The organism is Streptomyces sp. NPDC127114 (assembly GCF_042677525.1).
Classification (GTDB): Bacteria; Actinomycetota; Actinomycetes; order Streptomycetales; family Streptomycetaceae; genus Streptomyces.
Genome location: NZ_JBHXTJ010000016.1, coordinates 145957 through 160191, shown reverse-complemented (window position 1 = coordinate 160191; position 14235 = coordinate 145957). Strand labels below are relative to the sequence as shown.

Below are 14235 nucleotides of genomic sequence, written 5' to 3'. Positions count from 1 at the left end.
GAAGCTAAGCCTTTCAGCGCCGATGGTACTGCAGGGGGGACCCTGTGGGAGAGTAGGACGCCGCCGAACAATCATTGTGGGAAAGCCCCGCACCTCATGGTGCGGGGCTTTTCTGCGTTTACGGGCCGTTCAGGCCGCCGGCGTCACCAGGCCCGTGTCGTACGCCAGGATGACCGCCTGCACGCGGTCGCGTGAGCCCGTCTTCGCGAGGATGCGGGTGACATGGGTCTTCACCGTGGATTCCGCGAGGTGGAGGCGGGCCGCGATCTCCGTGTTGGTCCAGCCCTGCGCGATGACCGTCAGGATCTCGCGCTCGCGGTCCGTGAGGGCCGACAGACGCAGGTCCTGCCTCGGGGCGGCAGCGGCGGCCGGCTTCGGGGGCTGCGGGAGGTGGTGGAGATAGGTGTCGAGGAGCCGGCGGGTCAGGCTCGGGGCCACCACCGCGTCGCCGCTCGCGACCGCTCGGATGCCGGCGAGGAGCTCCTCGGGCTGGGCGTCCTTCACCAGGAAGCCGCTCGCGCCGGCGCGCAGCCCCTCGTACGCGTACTCGTCCAGGTCGAAGGTCGTGACGATGAGGACGCGGGTGCGGTCGCCGGTGGCGACGATGCGGCGGGTGGCCTCGATGCCGTCGAGTCCGGGCATGCGGATGTCCATCAGGACGACGTCCGGGCGGTGGCGGTCGGCCAGGCGGACGGCCTCCGTGCCGTTGGCGGCCTCGTCGACGACCGTCATGTCGTCCTGGCTCTCCAGCAGCATGCGGAAGCCGAAGCGCTGCATCGGCTGGTCGTCCGCGATCAGGACCGTGGTCACGAGGGGGAGTCCTCCCTGGGAAGCGTGAGGCTTACGTGCCAGCCGGTGCCTTCCGGTGGCGTGCCGCATTCGAGTGTGCCGTCGTAGAGCGCCGCGCGCTCGCGCATTCCCGCGAGCCCCTGGCCCTGCCCCGGGTTCGCGGCTCCCCGGCCGGTGTCGGTGACCGTGACGACCAGGGCCCCGGGCTCGTACACGAGGGCCACCGTGGCCTCGGCTGCCTTCCCGCCGTGTTTCAGGGTGTTCGTCAGCGCCTCCTGCACGACCCGGTACACCGTCAGTTCGGCGCCGGGGGACAGGACGTGGGCGGGCGGGGCCAGGTGCGTACGGACACGCAGCCCTGCCTCCCGTACGCCCTCGATCAGGGCCGGCAGATCCGCGAGGCCGGGCTGCGGGGTCCGTGCCGCCGACTCGTCCTCCTCCCTCAGGACGCCGAGCAGGCGCCGCAGTTCCCCGAGGGCCTGACGGCTCGTGGTGCCGATGGCGTCGAGGGCCTGCGCGGCGCGTTCGGGGTTCTTGGCGGCCGCGTACCGGCCGCCGTCCGCGAGGCCGGTGATCACCGAGAGGTTGTGGCCGATGATGTCGTGCATCTCCCGGGCGATGCGGGCCCGTTCGTCCGCGGCGGCCAGGCGGACCTCCTGCTCGCGTTCCTCGCGGCGCGAGCGGACCGTGATGCCGAGGAGGGCCACGATCGCGTACGCCCACAGGTTGGGGACGACGTACACGTCCCACGTCTCCGCCTGCCAGCGCAGCGCGCCCGTCACCAGCGGCGGCACGATCAGGGCGGCGGACCACAGCAGGGCCCGGGGCCGCCGGGTCAGGGCGATGTGGAACACGGGGATCGCCTGGAGGAAGGCGGCCTGCAGGAAGGCGCCCGAGACCGAGCTGACGAGTGCCCCGCACGCCATCACCGCCAGTGCCGCCGTCGGCCGGCGGCGGCGCCAGTAGAGCGGGACGGAGAGGACGAGGGTGGTCGTGACGACCAGCCAGGCCGGTACGGACGGGTCGCGGGCGGTGTTCCGCCAGCCGCCGGCCGCGTCGACAAGCGCGGCCAGCGCCCAGCCGGCGGTCAGGACCGCGTCCCAGACACGGGGCCGGGCCTTGTCGAACGCGCGCAGCGTGGCGAGCGCGCGCTGGATGTAGCGGCTCGGGCCCGTCGGCCCCGGGGTCTCCGTCGTCACCACCCGCACATCCTCACCCATGTCACGTCCCCTTACCTCTCCTTGTCCCCTGCCTCTTCTCGACCCTGCCTGTCCGCGTCCTCAGACGTCCCGGCGCCTGAGCAGCAGCGCCGGGAGCGCGAGGGACGCGGCGGCCCACAGGAGCAGGGCGAGGAGCGCCGCGCCCGGTGCGGCGGCGCCGGGGAGCGGGGTGGCGGAGCCGAGGGCGCCGGCGGCCTGGGTGGGGAAGTAGCGGACGGCCGTGTCGACGCTCTCGTACGGGAGCATCCCGAGGACCTCCGGCAGGACCATGACGCCGCCGATGAACGCGCCGAGCGCACCGGGCACCGAGCGGAGCGCGGCGCCCAGGCCGAGGGCGACGAGGCCGAGGAGGGTGACGCCGGCGGCGTTCCCGGCGACCGCGGCGAGGACGCCGTCGTCGGTGAGGGAGGCGGCCTGGTCGGTGTCGCCGAGGAAGATCTGCGCGGTGAGGAAGGTGACCAGGGCGGTCAGGAAGGAGACGGTGAAGACGACGCCGGTGAAGACCGCGGCCTTCGCCCACAGGACCGGCAGGCGGCGCGGCACGGCGGTCAGGGTGGCGCGGACCAGGCCGGTGGCGTACTCGCCGGCGGTGAGGAGGATGCCGAGGACGGCGAGGGCGATGGCGCCGAGCTGCGAGCCGTACAGGGTGAGGACGACGGTGTCGACGTCGGAGTCGCCGCCGTCGGAGGTGTACGTGGTGCCCATGAGGATGCCGACGCCGAGGACGAGCGCGACGGCGGTCAGCAGGGTCGCCCATGTGGAGCGGACCGTCCACAGCTTGTGCCATTCGGCATGCAGGACGCGGGCGGGGGTGATGCCGTAGGTGCTCATGCGGCGGCTCCCTGGTACTCGACGGAGTCGTGCGTGAGGTCCATGAACGCCTGCTCCAGGGAGGCGCTCTGCGGGGTGAGTTCGTACAGCGGTACGCCGTGGGCGGCGGCGGTGCGGCCGATGTCGGCGGCGTCGAGGCCGGAGACCTGGAGCGTGTCCCGGTCCTCGGTGGTCACCCGTACCGCGGAGGACCCGGAGAGGCTCTGCAGCAGGGTGCGCAGGCGGTCGGTGTCGGGGCTGACGACCTTGACGGTGGTGCCGCCGGCCTCCCGTACGAGGTCGCTGACGGTGGTGTCGGCGAGGAGCCGGCCCTTGCCGATGACGATGAGGTGGTCGGCGGTGAGGGCCGTCTCGCTCATCAGGTGGGAGGAGACGAGCACCGTGCGGCCTTCGGCGGCGAGCGACTTGAGGAGCGTGCGGATCCACAGCACGCCCTCGGGGTCGAGCCCGTTGACGGGTTCGTCGAGGACGACGGCGGCCGGGTCGCCGAGGAGGGCGGCGGCGATGCCGAGGCGCTGGCCCATGCCGAGCGAGAAGCCCTTGACCCGCCGGTCGGCGACCTCGGTGAGTCCGGTGACGTCGAGGACGTGGTCGACGCGCGAGCGCGGGATGCCGTGGGTGAGTGCCAGGGCCGTGAGGTGGTGGCGGGCGGTGCGGCCCGGGTGGAGCGAGCGGGCTTCGAGGAGGGCACCGACCTGGGTGAGCGGGGCGGGATGCTCCGCGTACGGGCGGCCCGCGATGGTGGCGCGGCCGTGGGTGGGGGCGTCGAGGCCGAGGAGCATGCGCAGGGTGGTGGACTTGCCGGCGCCGTTGGGGCCGAGGAAGCCGGTGACGGAGCCGGGCCGGACGGTGAAGGAGAGGTCGCGGACGACGGTCCGGTCGCCGTAGCGCTTGGTGAGGCTCTCTGCTCTGATCATGCTGACGACGCTAGGGAGCGGGCGGGGCGGGGGCGTCGGACCGTGGGTGGGCGATGGGCGGCGGGTGTCGTACCGGGGTACGACGGCGGGTCGGGCCGCGGTCGGGTCGTGGGTCTGGTCTCGCGGCGTGCAACGGGGCCGACGGGAGGCGGTGTGCGTGGGGCTGTGGGCTGGTCGACGGGCAAAATCCCTTGTCAGGGGCGTGGGGAGGTAGCGAGGATCAGGCGCATGGACTATTCGATACGCACCGTCCGCGCCGACGAGTGGGAGAAGGTGCGCGAGCTGAGGCTCGCCGCCCTTCAGGACCCGGTCGCGCACATCGCCTTCCTCGAGACGTACGAGGACGCCTCCGCGCAGCCCGACTCCTTCTGGCAGGGCCGGGCCGCGGGCGCGGCCGAGACCGGTGAGGGGCGGGTGCGTCAGTTCGTCGCGGAGACGCCGGACGGTCGCTGGGTCGGCACGGTGAGCGTGCTGGTCGAGCGGCCCTCGGACGAGGTGCGGTTCGGGGACGCGGCGAAGGTCGACCAGACGCATGTCGTGGGCGTGTTCGTACGGCCCGAGGCGCGCGGCGCCGGTGTGACGGACGCCCTGTTCCGGGCGGCGGTGGACTGGTCGTGGTCGCTGCCGGAGCCGGCGATCGAGCGGGTGCGGCTGTACGTGCACGAGGACAACGCCCGGGCGGCGGCCTTCTACCGGAAGTTCGGCTTCGTCGCGTCCGGTGAGACGGTCCCGATGCCGGGGGACGCGACGGGCGTCGAGGTCGAGTACGAGATCCCGCGACCGCGTGTGAAAGCCTAGGGCCTGTCCGGCGGATCAGGCCCTAGCGGTGCTGGGCCTGCCGTTGCACGCCGTGCCGGGCGCGGGCGGCGTCGGTGTACGTGCCGGACCCGCGGCTGGCTCAGCGGCTGAGCGAGGAGTGCTCCGGCCAGCGGGACCTGGCCTGTTCCTGGGAGCGCATCAGGGCGAGGGTCGGCAGGCCGATGTCCTGGCCCGTGGTGACGAGTTCGGGCAGCGTCGGGATCGGGGCGACGGCCGCGACGTCGTCGAGGACGAGCGTCAGTGGTGGGTCGAGCCGACCGTCGGATGACCGTGCGGCCATGCGGCGGCCGTGCTCGACCACGCTTGCGGCGAGCGCGGTGAGGAGGGGCATCGCGCCCGGGTGGGTGCGCGGGTCCTCGATCGGTTCACCCACCACGTACAGGGTGCCCTGCTCGGCGACGAAAGATGCCAGCGTGAGCGAATCCGTTCGATTCGGCGTGCAGGCCTGCCTGATGTGGATCGAGGAGAGACCGGAGAGCGCACGGGCCGTGAGTTCCTGGGCCGCCCGGCGGCGTTCGGGATGCGCGGTGAGGGACGATTCGAGGAGTCCGGCGTGGCCGGCGGCGGCCTTGGGATGGGTGCGGAGGATCCGTACGGGCTCGTGGGCGTCCGCGCCCTGGGCCCAGCGGTGCACCTGCTTGAACGGCCGGCCGTCTATGGCGGCGGCGTGCAGCCAGCAGCGCAGGAGCGTTTCCGCCGTGTCCGCGACGGCCGCGTCGAGACGCGACTGGGGGCGTACGGGCGCGAGCAGGGCCACCGCGCGTTCCCGGGCCGTGTCCGGGTCCTCGCACTGATCGGCCGGGTTCCAGTGGAGCCGGGCGGGCGTGTCGCAGAGGTGGCCGGGGTCGTAGACGAGGACCGGGCCCAGCTTGGCGCGGGCGTCCTTGGTGTCGGCCCACAGGGACGGGTCGGAGGTCACGACGAGTGCGGCGCCCTCGGCGTCCCGTACCGCCTGGGCGGCGGTGGGGCGGCGGGTGGCGGCGGGGGCGTAGACGAGGCGGGAGGTGGCGGGGGGAGCCGTCGGGGCCTCGCTTGGACGGGGCGCGCGGGGGTACGCCTCGCGTGGATAGGCCTCGCTCGGACAGGCCTCGCTGGGATGGCCCTTGCTTGGAGGGGCATCGGTGAGCGCGTGGCCTTCTGACAGGGGCCGGTCGTCCTGGAGGGGCCGGTCATCCGCGAGGGGCCGGTCGTCGGCGAGGGGGCGTTCGTTCCCGACCGGCTGGTTCTGCCCGACCGGCTGGGCCCCCGAGCCCGGCTGGTTCTCGGGGCGGCGTGGAGCCGGGGTTCGCGCGGTCCTCGGGGCCGGGGGCGTCGTCCGTGTGTCCGTCCTGCGGGTCGCCCGGACCGTGCGCCAGCGGGCGAAGGTGCCCAGGGCGAAGACGGCGAGGACGGTCAGGACCATCGCCTCGCCGATGGCCAGGCCCCAGAAGAGGCCGTAGCCCGAGAGGGTCTCCGGGGGTGTCGTCGGCCACGCGGCGGCCAGGTCCGTCGGGGCGGTCATCAGGGAGCGGAGGGCCTGCGGAGTACGGGTGAAGGTGACGCCCGGAGGCCAGCCGCCGTGGGCCAGCAGGCCGGCCAGGCCGGTCGCCGTCCAGATCAGGGCGGCGAGGCCCAGCAGCAGGGCGAGCAGCCCGACCACGAAACCGTCGGGGATGCCGCCGCCCTGCTGTCGTGCCTCCTTCTCCACGTCACGCCACCGTCGACTGGTCGTTCATCTGCTGCTCGATGAGCATCGCGCGCTGTTCCGTCTCCCACTCCAGTTCCTGGTCGGTGACGGACGACGACTCCGTCATGGCGCGGTCGGTGTAGACGAGCGGGCGTTCGTTCTCGGTGATCAGGTGTTTCACGACCTGGACGTTGCCGTTGACGTCCCAGACGGCGATGCCGGGGGTGAGGGTCGGGATGATCTCGACCGCCCAGCGGGGGAGGCCGAGGACCCGGCCGGTGTTGCGGGCCTCGTCCGCCTTCTGGGCGTAGATGGTGCGGGTGGAGGCCATCTTGAGGATGGCGGCGGCTTCCTTGGCCGCTGCTCCGTCGACCACGTCGGAGAGGTGGTGGACGACCGCCACGAAGGAGAGGCCCAGGCGGCGGCCGAACTTGAGGAGGCGCTGGAAGAGCTGTGCGACGAAGGGGCTGTTGATGATGTGCCAGGCCTCCTCGACGAGGAAGATGCGCTTCTTCCGGTCGGGGCGGATCCAGGTGTGTTCCAGCCACACGCCGACGATCGCCATGAGGATCGGCATGGCGATGGAGTTGCGGTCGATGTGGGAGAGGTCGAAGACGATGAGCGGGGCGTCCAGGTCGATGCCGACCGTGGTGGGGCCGTCGAACATGCCGCGGAGGTCGCCGTCGACGAGGCGGTCGAGGACGAGCGCGACGTCGAGGCCCCAGGCCCGTACGTCGTCTATGTCGACGTTCATCGCCTCGGCGGACTCGGCTTCGGGGTGGCGGAGTTGCTCGACGATGTCGGTGAGGATCGGCTGGCGTTCGGTGATGTGCTCGGTGACGTAGGCGTGGGCGACCTTGAGCGCGAAGCCGGAGCGCTCGTCGAGGCCGTGGCCCATCGCCACCTCGATGATGGTGCGGAGGAGGGCGAGCTGGCCGGTGGTGGTGATGGCGGGGTCGAGGGGGTTGAGGCGGATGCCGTCGTCGTTGGCGACCATCGGGTCGAGCCGGATGGGAGTTATTCCCAGCTGCTGGGCGATGAGGTTCCATTCGCCGACGCCGTCCTCGCCCTGGGCGTCGAGGACGACGACCTGGCGGTCGCGGAAGCGGAGCTGGCGCAGGACGTAGGTCTTCTCGAGGGCCGACTTTCCGTTGCCGGACTCGCCGAGGACCAGCCAGTGGGGGGCCGGGAGCTGCTGGCCGTACAGCTGGAAGGGGTCGTAGATGTACCCCTTGCCGCTGTAGACCTCGCGGCCGATGATCACGCCGGAGTCGCCGAGGCCGGGGGCCGCGGTCGGCAGGTAGACGGCCTGGGCCTGGCCCGTGGAGGTGCGCACGGGCAGGCGGGTCGTCTCGACCTTGCCGAAGAGGAAGGAGGTGAAGGCTTCGGTGAGGACGGACAGCGGATCTCGCATCGGTCTGTGCCCCTTCGGCCCTAGCGGCGGATGCCGGTCGCGAACGGCAAGGTGTTCACAAAGGCCCGGTGGTGCTCGCGGTCGCACCACTCCAGCTTCAGGTAGGACTTGCCGGCGGAGGCCCTGATCGTGCGCTTGTCCCGGGCGAGGGCCTCGGGGGAGCGCGCCGATACGGTGATGTACCCGACGAGGTTGACGCCCGCCGCGCCGCTGGCGAGATCTTCACCCCGCTGGTCGAGCCGGCCGTGGGCGGCGATGTCGCGCGGGTCGACGGTGCGGTTCATCTTGGCCTGGCGGGAGGCCTCGGCCTCGTCGTTGGTCTTCTCGGTGAGCATGCGCTCGATGGCGACCTCGGTGGGTTCGAGGTCCATGGTCACGGCGACGGTGCGGATGACGTCGGGCGTGTGGACGAGCAGCGGGGCGAGGAAGTTGACGCCGACGGGCGTCATCGGCCACTCCTTGACCCAGGCGGTGGCGTGGCACCAGGGGGCGCGGGTGGCGGACTCGCGGGTCTTGGCCTGGAGGTACGTCGGTTCCATCGCGTCCAGCTCGGCCGGCCAAGCGTTTCGTTTCGTCATGGCCTGGATGTGGTCGATGGGGTGGTCCGGGTCGTACATGGAGTGCACGAGGGAGGCGAGCCGGGACTGGCCGAGGGGCTGCCGTACGCGGATGTCGGCCTCGGCGAGGCGGGCGCAGATGTCGGTGAGCTCGCGGGCCATGACGACGGCGAGGCCGGCGTCGCGGTCGAGCTTGCGGGCGCCGGAGGCGTGGCGGGCGGCGCGGGCCATGGCGTTGGCCTCGGCGGCGAGCTCACGGGTGTAGTGCATGCAGGCGACGAGGTAGGCGCGGTGCTGCTCGCTGGAGGTCGACACCATGGACTGGAGCTGGTCGTACGACTCCTGGAGCCAGGCCGGGGCCTGGTGGTCGCCGCGCTGGGCGACGTCCTTGGCGTGGGCGTCGGGGTCGGCGGGGAGCGTACGGGCGAGCATCTGGAGGCGGGTGACGAAGCCGTCCCCGTTGGCGACGTGCTTGAGGAGGGTGCCGAAGCGGTCGACGAGGGCTTCCTGGTCCTCGGAGTCGCGCAGGCCGACGCCGGGGCCCTCGATCTCGATGGCGGCGGTGACGGTGCGGCGGTCGGCGTGCAGGAGGACGGCGATCTCGTCGGGGCCGAAGGGTGCGGAGAGCCAGCTGATCCGGCCGATGCCGGGCGGCGGGCCGATCTCGACCTCGCGGCCGTCGAGGCGGGTGCCGGCCTCGACGGCCGCGGAGCGGTAGGCGGTGCCGCGCTTGAGCATGCGCTTGTAACTGCGGTTGATCTCGAACCACTTGTAGAACGTGCGGTGCTTGTACGGCACGTACACCATGGCGAGGGCGATCAGCGGGAAGCCCATGAGCAGCACGATGCGCAGGGACAGCACGGGGACGATCAGTCCGCTCATCATGCCGAGGAAGGCGCCGGCGATGATGAGCGCGATCTCGCCGGTCTCGCGGTTCTTGCCGACGATCGCGTTCGGCCGGGCGCGGCCGATGAGATACGTGCGGCGGGGCGAGACCGGCTGGGACTGGGTCGTCAACGCCCTGCACCTCCTGCTCCTGAGTTCTTGCGGTTGCTGTGCGGGGTGCCCGCGGTGGGACTGCTGTTACGGGGTGCGGGCGTGGCACCCGTACCGCCGCCGCCCGAGGAGCCGCGGCTGCTGTGGGCGGCGACGCCGCCGGAGAGCGGGTTGGCGGGGCGGGGGGTGCTGCCGCCGGAGGGCTGGGCGCCGCCTCCGCCGTCGCTGCGGGTGCTGTGGGTCTTGATGCCCTGGGACACGAGGGAGGCGGGGGAGGAGATGACGGCGGCCGCGGCGTTCTCGCCGGCGCGGTGCAGGCGGTTGTTGCGGGAGGCGATGATCTCGTCGCCGAAGCCGGGGACGAAGCGGTAGATCATCGCGGAGGCGAAGATCGCGAGCAGGATGATGGCGAGGCCGGAGACGACGGCGGAGAACGCGTCGGGTCCGGTGCCGGAGGAAAGCGCGCCGGCGAGGCCGAGGACGATGACGATGACCGGCTTGACCAGGATCACCGCGATCATGATGCCCGCCCAGCGGCGGACGTGGCCCCACATGTTCTTGTCGACGAGCCCGGAGTAGACGACGACGCCGAGCAGGGCGCCGACGTAGAGCAGCACGGCGCGCAGCACGAGTTCGAGGTAGAGCACGCCGGCGGCGAGGATCGTCACCAGGGACACGATGATCAGCATGATCGGCCCGCCGCCGATGCTGTCGCCCTTCTCCAGGGCCTGCTTGAAGCTGCCGAAGAAGACGTCGGTCTGCTGTCCGGTGCCGGAGGCGATGACCTCGGTGACGGCGTCGGTGGCGTTGACGACGGTGTAGAGGATCAGGGGGGTGAAGGCGGAGGCGAGAACCGTCAGCCAGAGGAACCCGATGGCCTCGGAGATCGCGGTGGTCAGCGGCACGCCGCGGATGGCGCGCTTGGCGACGGCGAGCAGCCAGAGGAGGAGGGTGAGGAAGGTGGCGGCCGCGAAGACGATGGCGTAGCGGCCGAGGAACTCGAGGTTCGTGAAGTCGACGGCGGCGGTCTCCTTCACGGCCTTCGACAGGGTGTCGACGGTCCAGGCGGCGGCCTTGGCGCAGCCGTTGGCGAGGGAGGAGAGCGGGTCGAGCGCGGCGTTGGGGTCGTCGAGACGGGCACGGGAGCCGGGGGATTGCTGGCCGTTTTCGCAGTACTCCCGGGCCTGCCCCACGATGAGGTCGCAGGGGTTGTTACTGGCCCCCGGGGACGGCGTTGCGCTCGGGGTGGGCGTCGGCGCCGCGTGGGCGTGCGAGGCGAACAGGACGAGCGTGGCGGGCAGGGCCGCCACGCCGGCGCCCAGCGCGCGCAGGGCGAGTCGTCGGCTAGCGGGCATAGGTGAAGCCTCCGTATCCCTCGACCGCCTTGGCGATGTCGTCCGCCACGGAGGCGCGGTTGTCACCGTTGACCGGCGTCGGTCCCTCGGTCTGCTCGGAGCTGACGACCTTCCAGTCGCCGCCGACCCACTTCAGCTTCTCGGTGATGGTGAACCACGTCGACGTGACCGGCTTGGTGGAGCCCTCGCCGGCGAGGCCGACGAGACCCGTGCACCACACCTCGACGGTCGCCGTGTCGCCTCCGGACTCGGTCACCGTGGTGCCGACCGGAATCGTGCGGGAGACGAAGGTCAGCCCCGTAGGGGCGGTGCCGTCGGGGCCGAGACCCACGTTGGCCAGGAAGCCGGCCGAGTAGGACTCGTCCAGGCTCTTCACCAGGCCGTCCGCGACGGCCGGGTCGTGGATGGCCCGGACGATGGCCTCGCGCGGTCCGCGCTGGAACATGTCCACCGAACCCAGCGCCACCGCATAGTTCGCCGCCGCGCTCTGTGCCCCCTGCTCGTCGTGTGCGAAGCCCGTCGGGATGGTGCCGTTCTTGCCGGTGACCGGGCGGACGCCCGTCGGGGAGGTCGGGGCCGCGGCGCCGGGCCGGGCGTCGGGGGCCGTGCCGCCGGTGCCGGAGTCGGAGGTGCCGTCGCCGCGGTTGGCGAGGGCGATGGCGGCCACCAGGAGGATCACCACGCCGACCACCGCGAACAGGGAGCGGCCGCTCCGGGCAGGGGGCCGGGTGCCGGCGCCGGTCTCGGGGAGGCGGGTGCGGGTCTGGCCGTCGTGCTCGTCGCCGAAGCTCATGCCGGGTACGCCCCCTCGACCGTTCGCGGGTACGACGAAAGCCGTGCTGGTTTCCGCGCGGGCGCGGCGTGGTGACTGGACATCAGGGAACGCGACCTCGGTGGTGAGAAACGGGTCAGACGGCCGTCAGACGGCCATCCCGTACACGATGGTGAAGAGCGTCCCCAGCGAGCCGATGATGAAGACGCCGGTCAGGCCGGCCACGATCAGGCCCTTGCCCTGTTCGGCGCTGAAGGTGTCGCGCAGGGCGGTGGCCCCGATACGCTGCTTGGCCGCGCCCCAGATGGCGATGCCGAGGCAGAGCAGGATGGCCACGGCCATCACGACCTCGATCATCACCTTGGCTTCGGCACCGAGGCTCCCGAAAGGCCCCCAGTTCGGGGCGATTCCACCGATGATGGTGGTGATGTCGCCCTTCTCGGCCGCCAGGTACATGTAACTCACCGCCCCTGTTGGGTAGTTCGTCGCCCCTGCCGGATGGCATGGGTCGTCGACCCTATCTTCGCTGATGAAACCGCTCGCGTGTGACGGCTTGACGGCTCTCTTTACCCGATCCCCGCACACTTGACCGATCCGACCGTCTTGACCTGCGGTGGTGTGGCCGGTTTGTATGCGAGGACGCGTATGGTCACTCTGTGTATCACGCAGGGTGACTCCGGGCAATGATTGTCGTTGTGGCACCTTTGGGGCGCCGCGCGGTGCGGAGAAGTCCGTCGCGTCCGGTTCGTCCACGCCCTCCGGCGCGGGTGCCCGCCTAGACTGGGGCGGCGGGGCGTACTGCCAGGAGCCGAGGGGTGGTTGACGGTGCGTAAGGCGCGCAAGGCGTGGCTGGTGGGTGGCGGGGTCGTCGGGATCTGCCTCACCTTCGTCGCGCTGCTCGTCGTCGGGACGTACTCCGCCGCCGCCGGGATCCTCGGAGGGGCGGGGAACGGGAAGAACGGGACCGTGGCGCTGGCCAAGGGCGCCGTGCCCGCCGCGTACCAGGGGCTGGTGCAGCAGTGGGGCAATCTCTGCCCGGCGATCAATCCCGCGCTGCTGGCCGCGCAGCTGTACCAGGAGAGCGGCTGGAACCCGACCATCGTCTCGCCGGCGAACGCCCGGGGCATCGCCCAGTTCATCCCCGGCACCTGGGCCACGCACGGCATCGACGGGGACGGGGACGGCGACCGGGACGTGTGGGACCCGAAGGACGCGATCCCGTCGGCGGCCTCGTACGACTGCGAGCTGGCCGGCTACGTGAAGAACGTGCCGGGCGACCGTACGAACAACATGCTCGCCGCCTACAACGCGGGCGCCTACCGGGTCATCAGGTCCGGCGGTGTCCCGCGGATCAGCGAGACGCAGAACTACGTGCGGATCATCCGTTCGCTGGAGAAGAGCTTCGCCCGGCCGGTCGGGCGGGTCGACCCGTCCCGGCAGGCCGCCGGGGCGATCTACTACGCGCAGCAGAAGCTGGGCACGCCGTATCTCTGGGGCGGTACGGGCACGGCGGCGCAGGGCGGGCGGTTCGACTGTTCGGGGCTCACCCAGGCGGCGTACGAGTCGGTGGGGATCGGCCTGCCGCGCGTGGCCAACGACCAGTACAACGCCGGGCCCCATCCGAGCAGGGACGAGCTGCTGCCGGGTGATCTCGTCTTCTTCTCCGACGATCTGACGAACTCTCGGGCGATCAGGCACGTGGGCATCTACGTCGGCGGCGGGTACATGATCGACGCGCCGCGCACCGGTGCGGTGATCCGCTTCGACCGGATCGACACGCCCGACTACTTCGGGGCGACCCGCGTCACGGAGGACGGCGCCGCCGCCCTGCCGACGCATCTGCCGCAGCGGTGACGGGCCGGGGCGGCGGCCGGGGTGCGACGGGCCGGGAGCCGCGGGCGGGGCGGAGTGGGTTCGTGAGCCACGCTGCGTGAGCCTCCGGCCCTGGGCTGCGACGGGCCGTCACCTTTCGATAACGTCCTAGTGATCTTGGGTGGAGAGCGGAACGCTGCCCTCGGGTGGATCGTTTCCCGATCCGACCACTCTGACCACGGGGGTTGGACACCAACACACGAGAGCAAGGGGCCTCAGCAGATGGCTGGACTCGCATCGGACGCTTCGAACCCCGATGTCAGCCTGCTCTACGACATCAACGGGCTGGCGAAGGCCGCCCCGCCGTGGTTCGACCGCGTCATGGAGTTCGTCGGCGAGTACGGCATCATGCTCGGCCTCGTCCTCGTCGGCCTCGGTTGCTGGTGGAGCGTCCGCCGGCGCGGTACCGCCGGTGACTCCGTCGCCGGTCTCGCCGGGCTCCTGTGGGCCCCGCTCGCGGCCGGCATCGCACTCCTCGTCAACATCCCGATCCGCGGGTTCGTCGAGCGCCCCCGGCCCTTCAAGGACCATCAGGGGCTCGAGGTCCTCGTCGCCGGCAAGACCGACTACAGCTTCGTCAGCGACCACGCCACCATGGCGATGGCCATCGCCGTCGGGGTCTTCGTCGCGCACCGGCGCTTCGGTCTGCTCGCCATCGGGCTCGCCCTCACCGAGGCCTTCTGCCGGGTCTACATGGGCGTCCACTACCCGACCGACGTCGTCGGCGGACTCGCCCTCGGCACCGCCGTCGCGCTGCTGCTCGCGCCGCTCTCGCTGGCCCTGCTGACCCCGGTCGTCTCGGCCGTCGCCCGGTCCCGGCACGGCGGCCGGCTGGTGCGCTCCCGCCGCGCCGCCGAACGGCCCGCCGTCGCCGAGACCGCGGTCGTCCCCGAGCCCCGGCTCGGCGCCGGCCAGAGCGACCTCGCCGCCTGATCCCCCGCCCCGTCAGGAGACCGGGCTCACGTCGTGTGTCTTCTCCGTGTGCGCCTTCGCGTCCGCACGGGCCCGGTCGCGGGATCTGCGGGCC

13 protein-coding genes are annotated in these 14235 nt (G+C 71.9%); 3 read left to right on the top strand and 10 right to left on the bottom strand.

Translation table 11 applies throughout. The features are described 5' to 3' along the window. Window positions 1–129: 129 nt before the first annotated feature. From ACFVGS_RS18895 to ACFVGS_RS18880, 4 genes are read right to left on the bottom strand one after another with little or no spacing between them, the layout of a single operon-like run. Window positions 130–810 carry a response regulator gene (locus ACFVGS_RS18895; RefSeq protein ID WP_384409916.1) on the bottom strand — a complete coding sequence of 227 codons (681 nt, stop codon included), beginning with the start codon at window positions 808–810 and terminating at the stop codon, window positions 130–132. Further along, entirely contained in the window at window positions 807–2009 is a 1203-nt protein-coding gene (locus ACFVGS_RS18890; protein WP_384409918.1) for a sensor histidine kinase, read from the bottom strand. Before ACFVGS_RS18890 ends, ACFVGS_RS18895 begins: the two co-directional genes overlap by 4 nt. A gap of 60 nt (window positions 2010–2069) precedes the next feature. Continuing rightward, complete coding sequence (locus tag ACFVGS_RS18885) at window positions 2070–2840, bottom strand: ABC transporter permease (RefSeq protein ID WP_384409920.1); 771 nt, start codon at window positions 2838–2840, stop codon at window positions 2070–2072. Beyond that, window positions 2837–3757 (bottom strand): ABC transporter ATP-binding protein, encoded by a 921-nt coding sequence (locus tag ACFVGS_RS18880; protein WP_384409922.1) that lies wholly within the window; start codon window positions 3755–3757, stop codon window positions 2837–2839. Before ACFVGS_RS18880 ends, ACFVGS_RS18885 begins: the two co-directional genes overlap by 4 nt. Window positions 3758–3985: 228 nt before the next feature. Here ACFVGS_RS18880 and ACFVGS_RS18875 point away from each other — a divergent pair, with 228 nt between their 5' ends. After that, the gene (locus ACFVGS_RS18875) at window positions 3986–4555 is read left to right on the top strand and encodes a GNAT family N-acetyltransferase (protein WP_385693076.1); all 570 of its coding nucleotides are present in this window, start codon (window positions 3986–3988) and stop codon (window positions 4553–4555) included. 100 nt (window positions 4556–4655) lie between these two features. Here the strand turns inward: ACFVGS_RS18875 and ACFVGS_RS18870 are convergent, their stop codons facing one another. From ACFVGS_RS18870 to ACFVGS_RS18845, 6 genes are all read right to left on the bottom strand, one after another. Further along, a complete protein-coding gene (locus ACFVGS_RS18870; RefSeq protein ID WP_385693075.1) occupies window positions 4656–6263 on the bottom strand; it encodes a type VI secretion protein in 1608 nt (535 codons plus the stop codon). Window position 6264: 1 nt separating this feature from the next. Next, on the bottom strand, window positions 6265–7656 hold the full coding sequence (locus ACFVGS_RS18865) for an ATP-binding protein (RefSeq protein WP_384409928.1): 1392 nt from the start codon (window positions 7654–7656) through the stop codon (window positions 6265–6267). 20 nt (window positions 7657–7676) lie between these two features. Continuing rightward, entirely contained in the window at window positions 7677–9230 is a 1554-nt protein-coding gene (locus tag ACFVGS_RS18860; RefSeq protein WP_384409930.1) for an SCO6880 family protein, read from the bottom strand. Beyond that, window positions 9227–10564 (bottom strand): hypothetical protein, encoded by a 1338-nt coding sequence (locus ACFVGS_RS18855; RefSeq protein ID WP_385693074.1) that lies wholly within the window; start codon window positions 10562–10564, stop codon window positions 9227–9229. The genes ACFVGS_RS18860 and ACFVGS_RS18855 overlap by 4 nt, the downstream gene beginning before the upstream one ends. Further along, window positions 10554–11357 carry a hypothetical protein gene (locus ACFVGS_RS18850; RefSeq protein ID WP_385693073.1) on the bottom strand — a complete coding sequence of 268 codons (804 nt, stop codon included), beginning with the start codon at window positions 11355–11357 and terminating at the stop codon, window positions 10554–10556. Before ACFVGS_RS18850 ends, ACFVGS_RS18855 begins: the two co-directional genes overlap by 11 nt. A 126-nt stretch (window positions 11358–11483) precedes the next feature. Beyond that, window positions 11484–11792 (bottom strand): hypothetical protein, encoded by a 309-nt coding sequence (locus ACFVGS_RS18845; RefSeq protein WP_046908545.1) that lies wholly within the window; start codon window positions 11790–11792, stop codon window positions 11484–11486. 363 nt (window positions 11793–12155) lie between these two features. Between ACFVGS_RS18845 and ACFVGS_RS18840 the strand changes: the two genes are divergently transcribed. Next, the gene (locus ACFVGS_RS18840; RefSeq protein WP_384409936.1) at window positions 12156–13190 is read left to right on the top strand and encodes an NlpC/P60 family protein; all 1035 of its coding nucleotides are present in this window, start codon (window positions 12156–12158) and stop codon (window positions 13188–13190) included. A 240-nt stretch (window positions 13191–13430) separates the two neighbouring features. Beyond that, entirely contained in the window at window positions 13431–14141 is a 711-nt protein-coding gene (locus tag ACFVGS_RS18835) for a phosphatase PAP2 family protein (protein ID WP_384409938.1), read from the top strand. Window positions 14142–14235 lie beyond the last annotated feature (94 nt).

Bases quoted from the DNA above. Each gene is read 5' to 3' on its own strand.
- ACFVGS_RS18890 (WP_384409918.1), bottom strand. From the start codon at position 2,009: ATGGGTGAGGATGTGCGGGTGGTGACGACGGAGACCCCGGGGCCGACG.
- ACFVGS_RS18885 (WP_384409920.1), bottom strand. From the start codon at position 2,840: ATGAGCACCTACGGCATCACCCCCGCCCGCGTCCTGCATGCCGAATGG.
- ACFVGS_RS18880 (WP_384409922.1), bottom strand. From the start codon at position 3,757: ATGATCAGAGCAGAGAGCCTCACCAAGCGCTACGGCGACCGGACCGTC.
- ACFVGS_RS18875 (WP_385693076.1), top strand. From the start codon at position 3,986: ATGGACTATTCGATACGCACCGTCCGCGCCGACGAGTGGGAGAAGGTG.
- ACFVGS_RS18865 (WP_384409928.1), bottom strand. From the start codon at position 7,656: ATGCGAGATCCGCTGTCCGTCCTCACCGAAGCCTTCACCTCCTTCCTC.
- ACFVGS_RS18855 (WP_385693074.1), bottom strand. From the start codon at position 10,564: ATGCCCGCTAGCCGACGACTCGCCCTGCGCGCGCTGGGCGCCGGCGTG.
- ACFVGS_RS18850 (WP_385693073.1), bottom strand. From the start codon at position 11,357: ATGAGCTTCGGCGACGAGCACGACGGCCAGACCCGCACCCGCCTCCCC.
- ACFVGS_RS18845 (WP_046908545.1), bottom strand. From the start codon at position 11,792: ATGTACCTGGCGGCCGAGAAGGGCGACATCACCACCATCATCGGTGGA.
- ACFVGS_RS18835 (WP_384409938.1), top strand. From the start codon at position 13,431: ATGGCTGGACTCGCATCGGACGCTTCGAACCCCGATGTCAGCCTGCTC.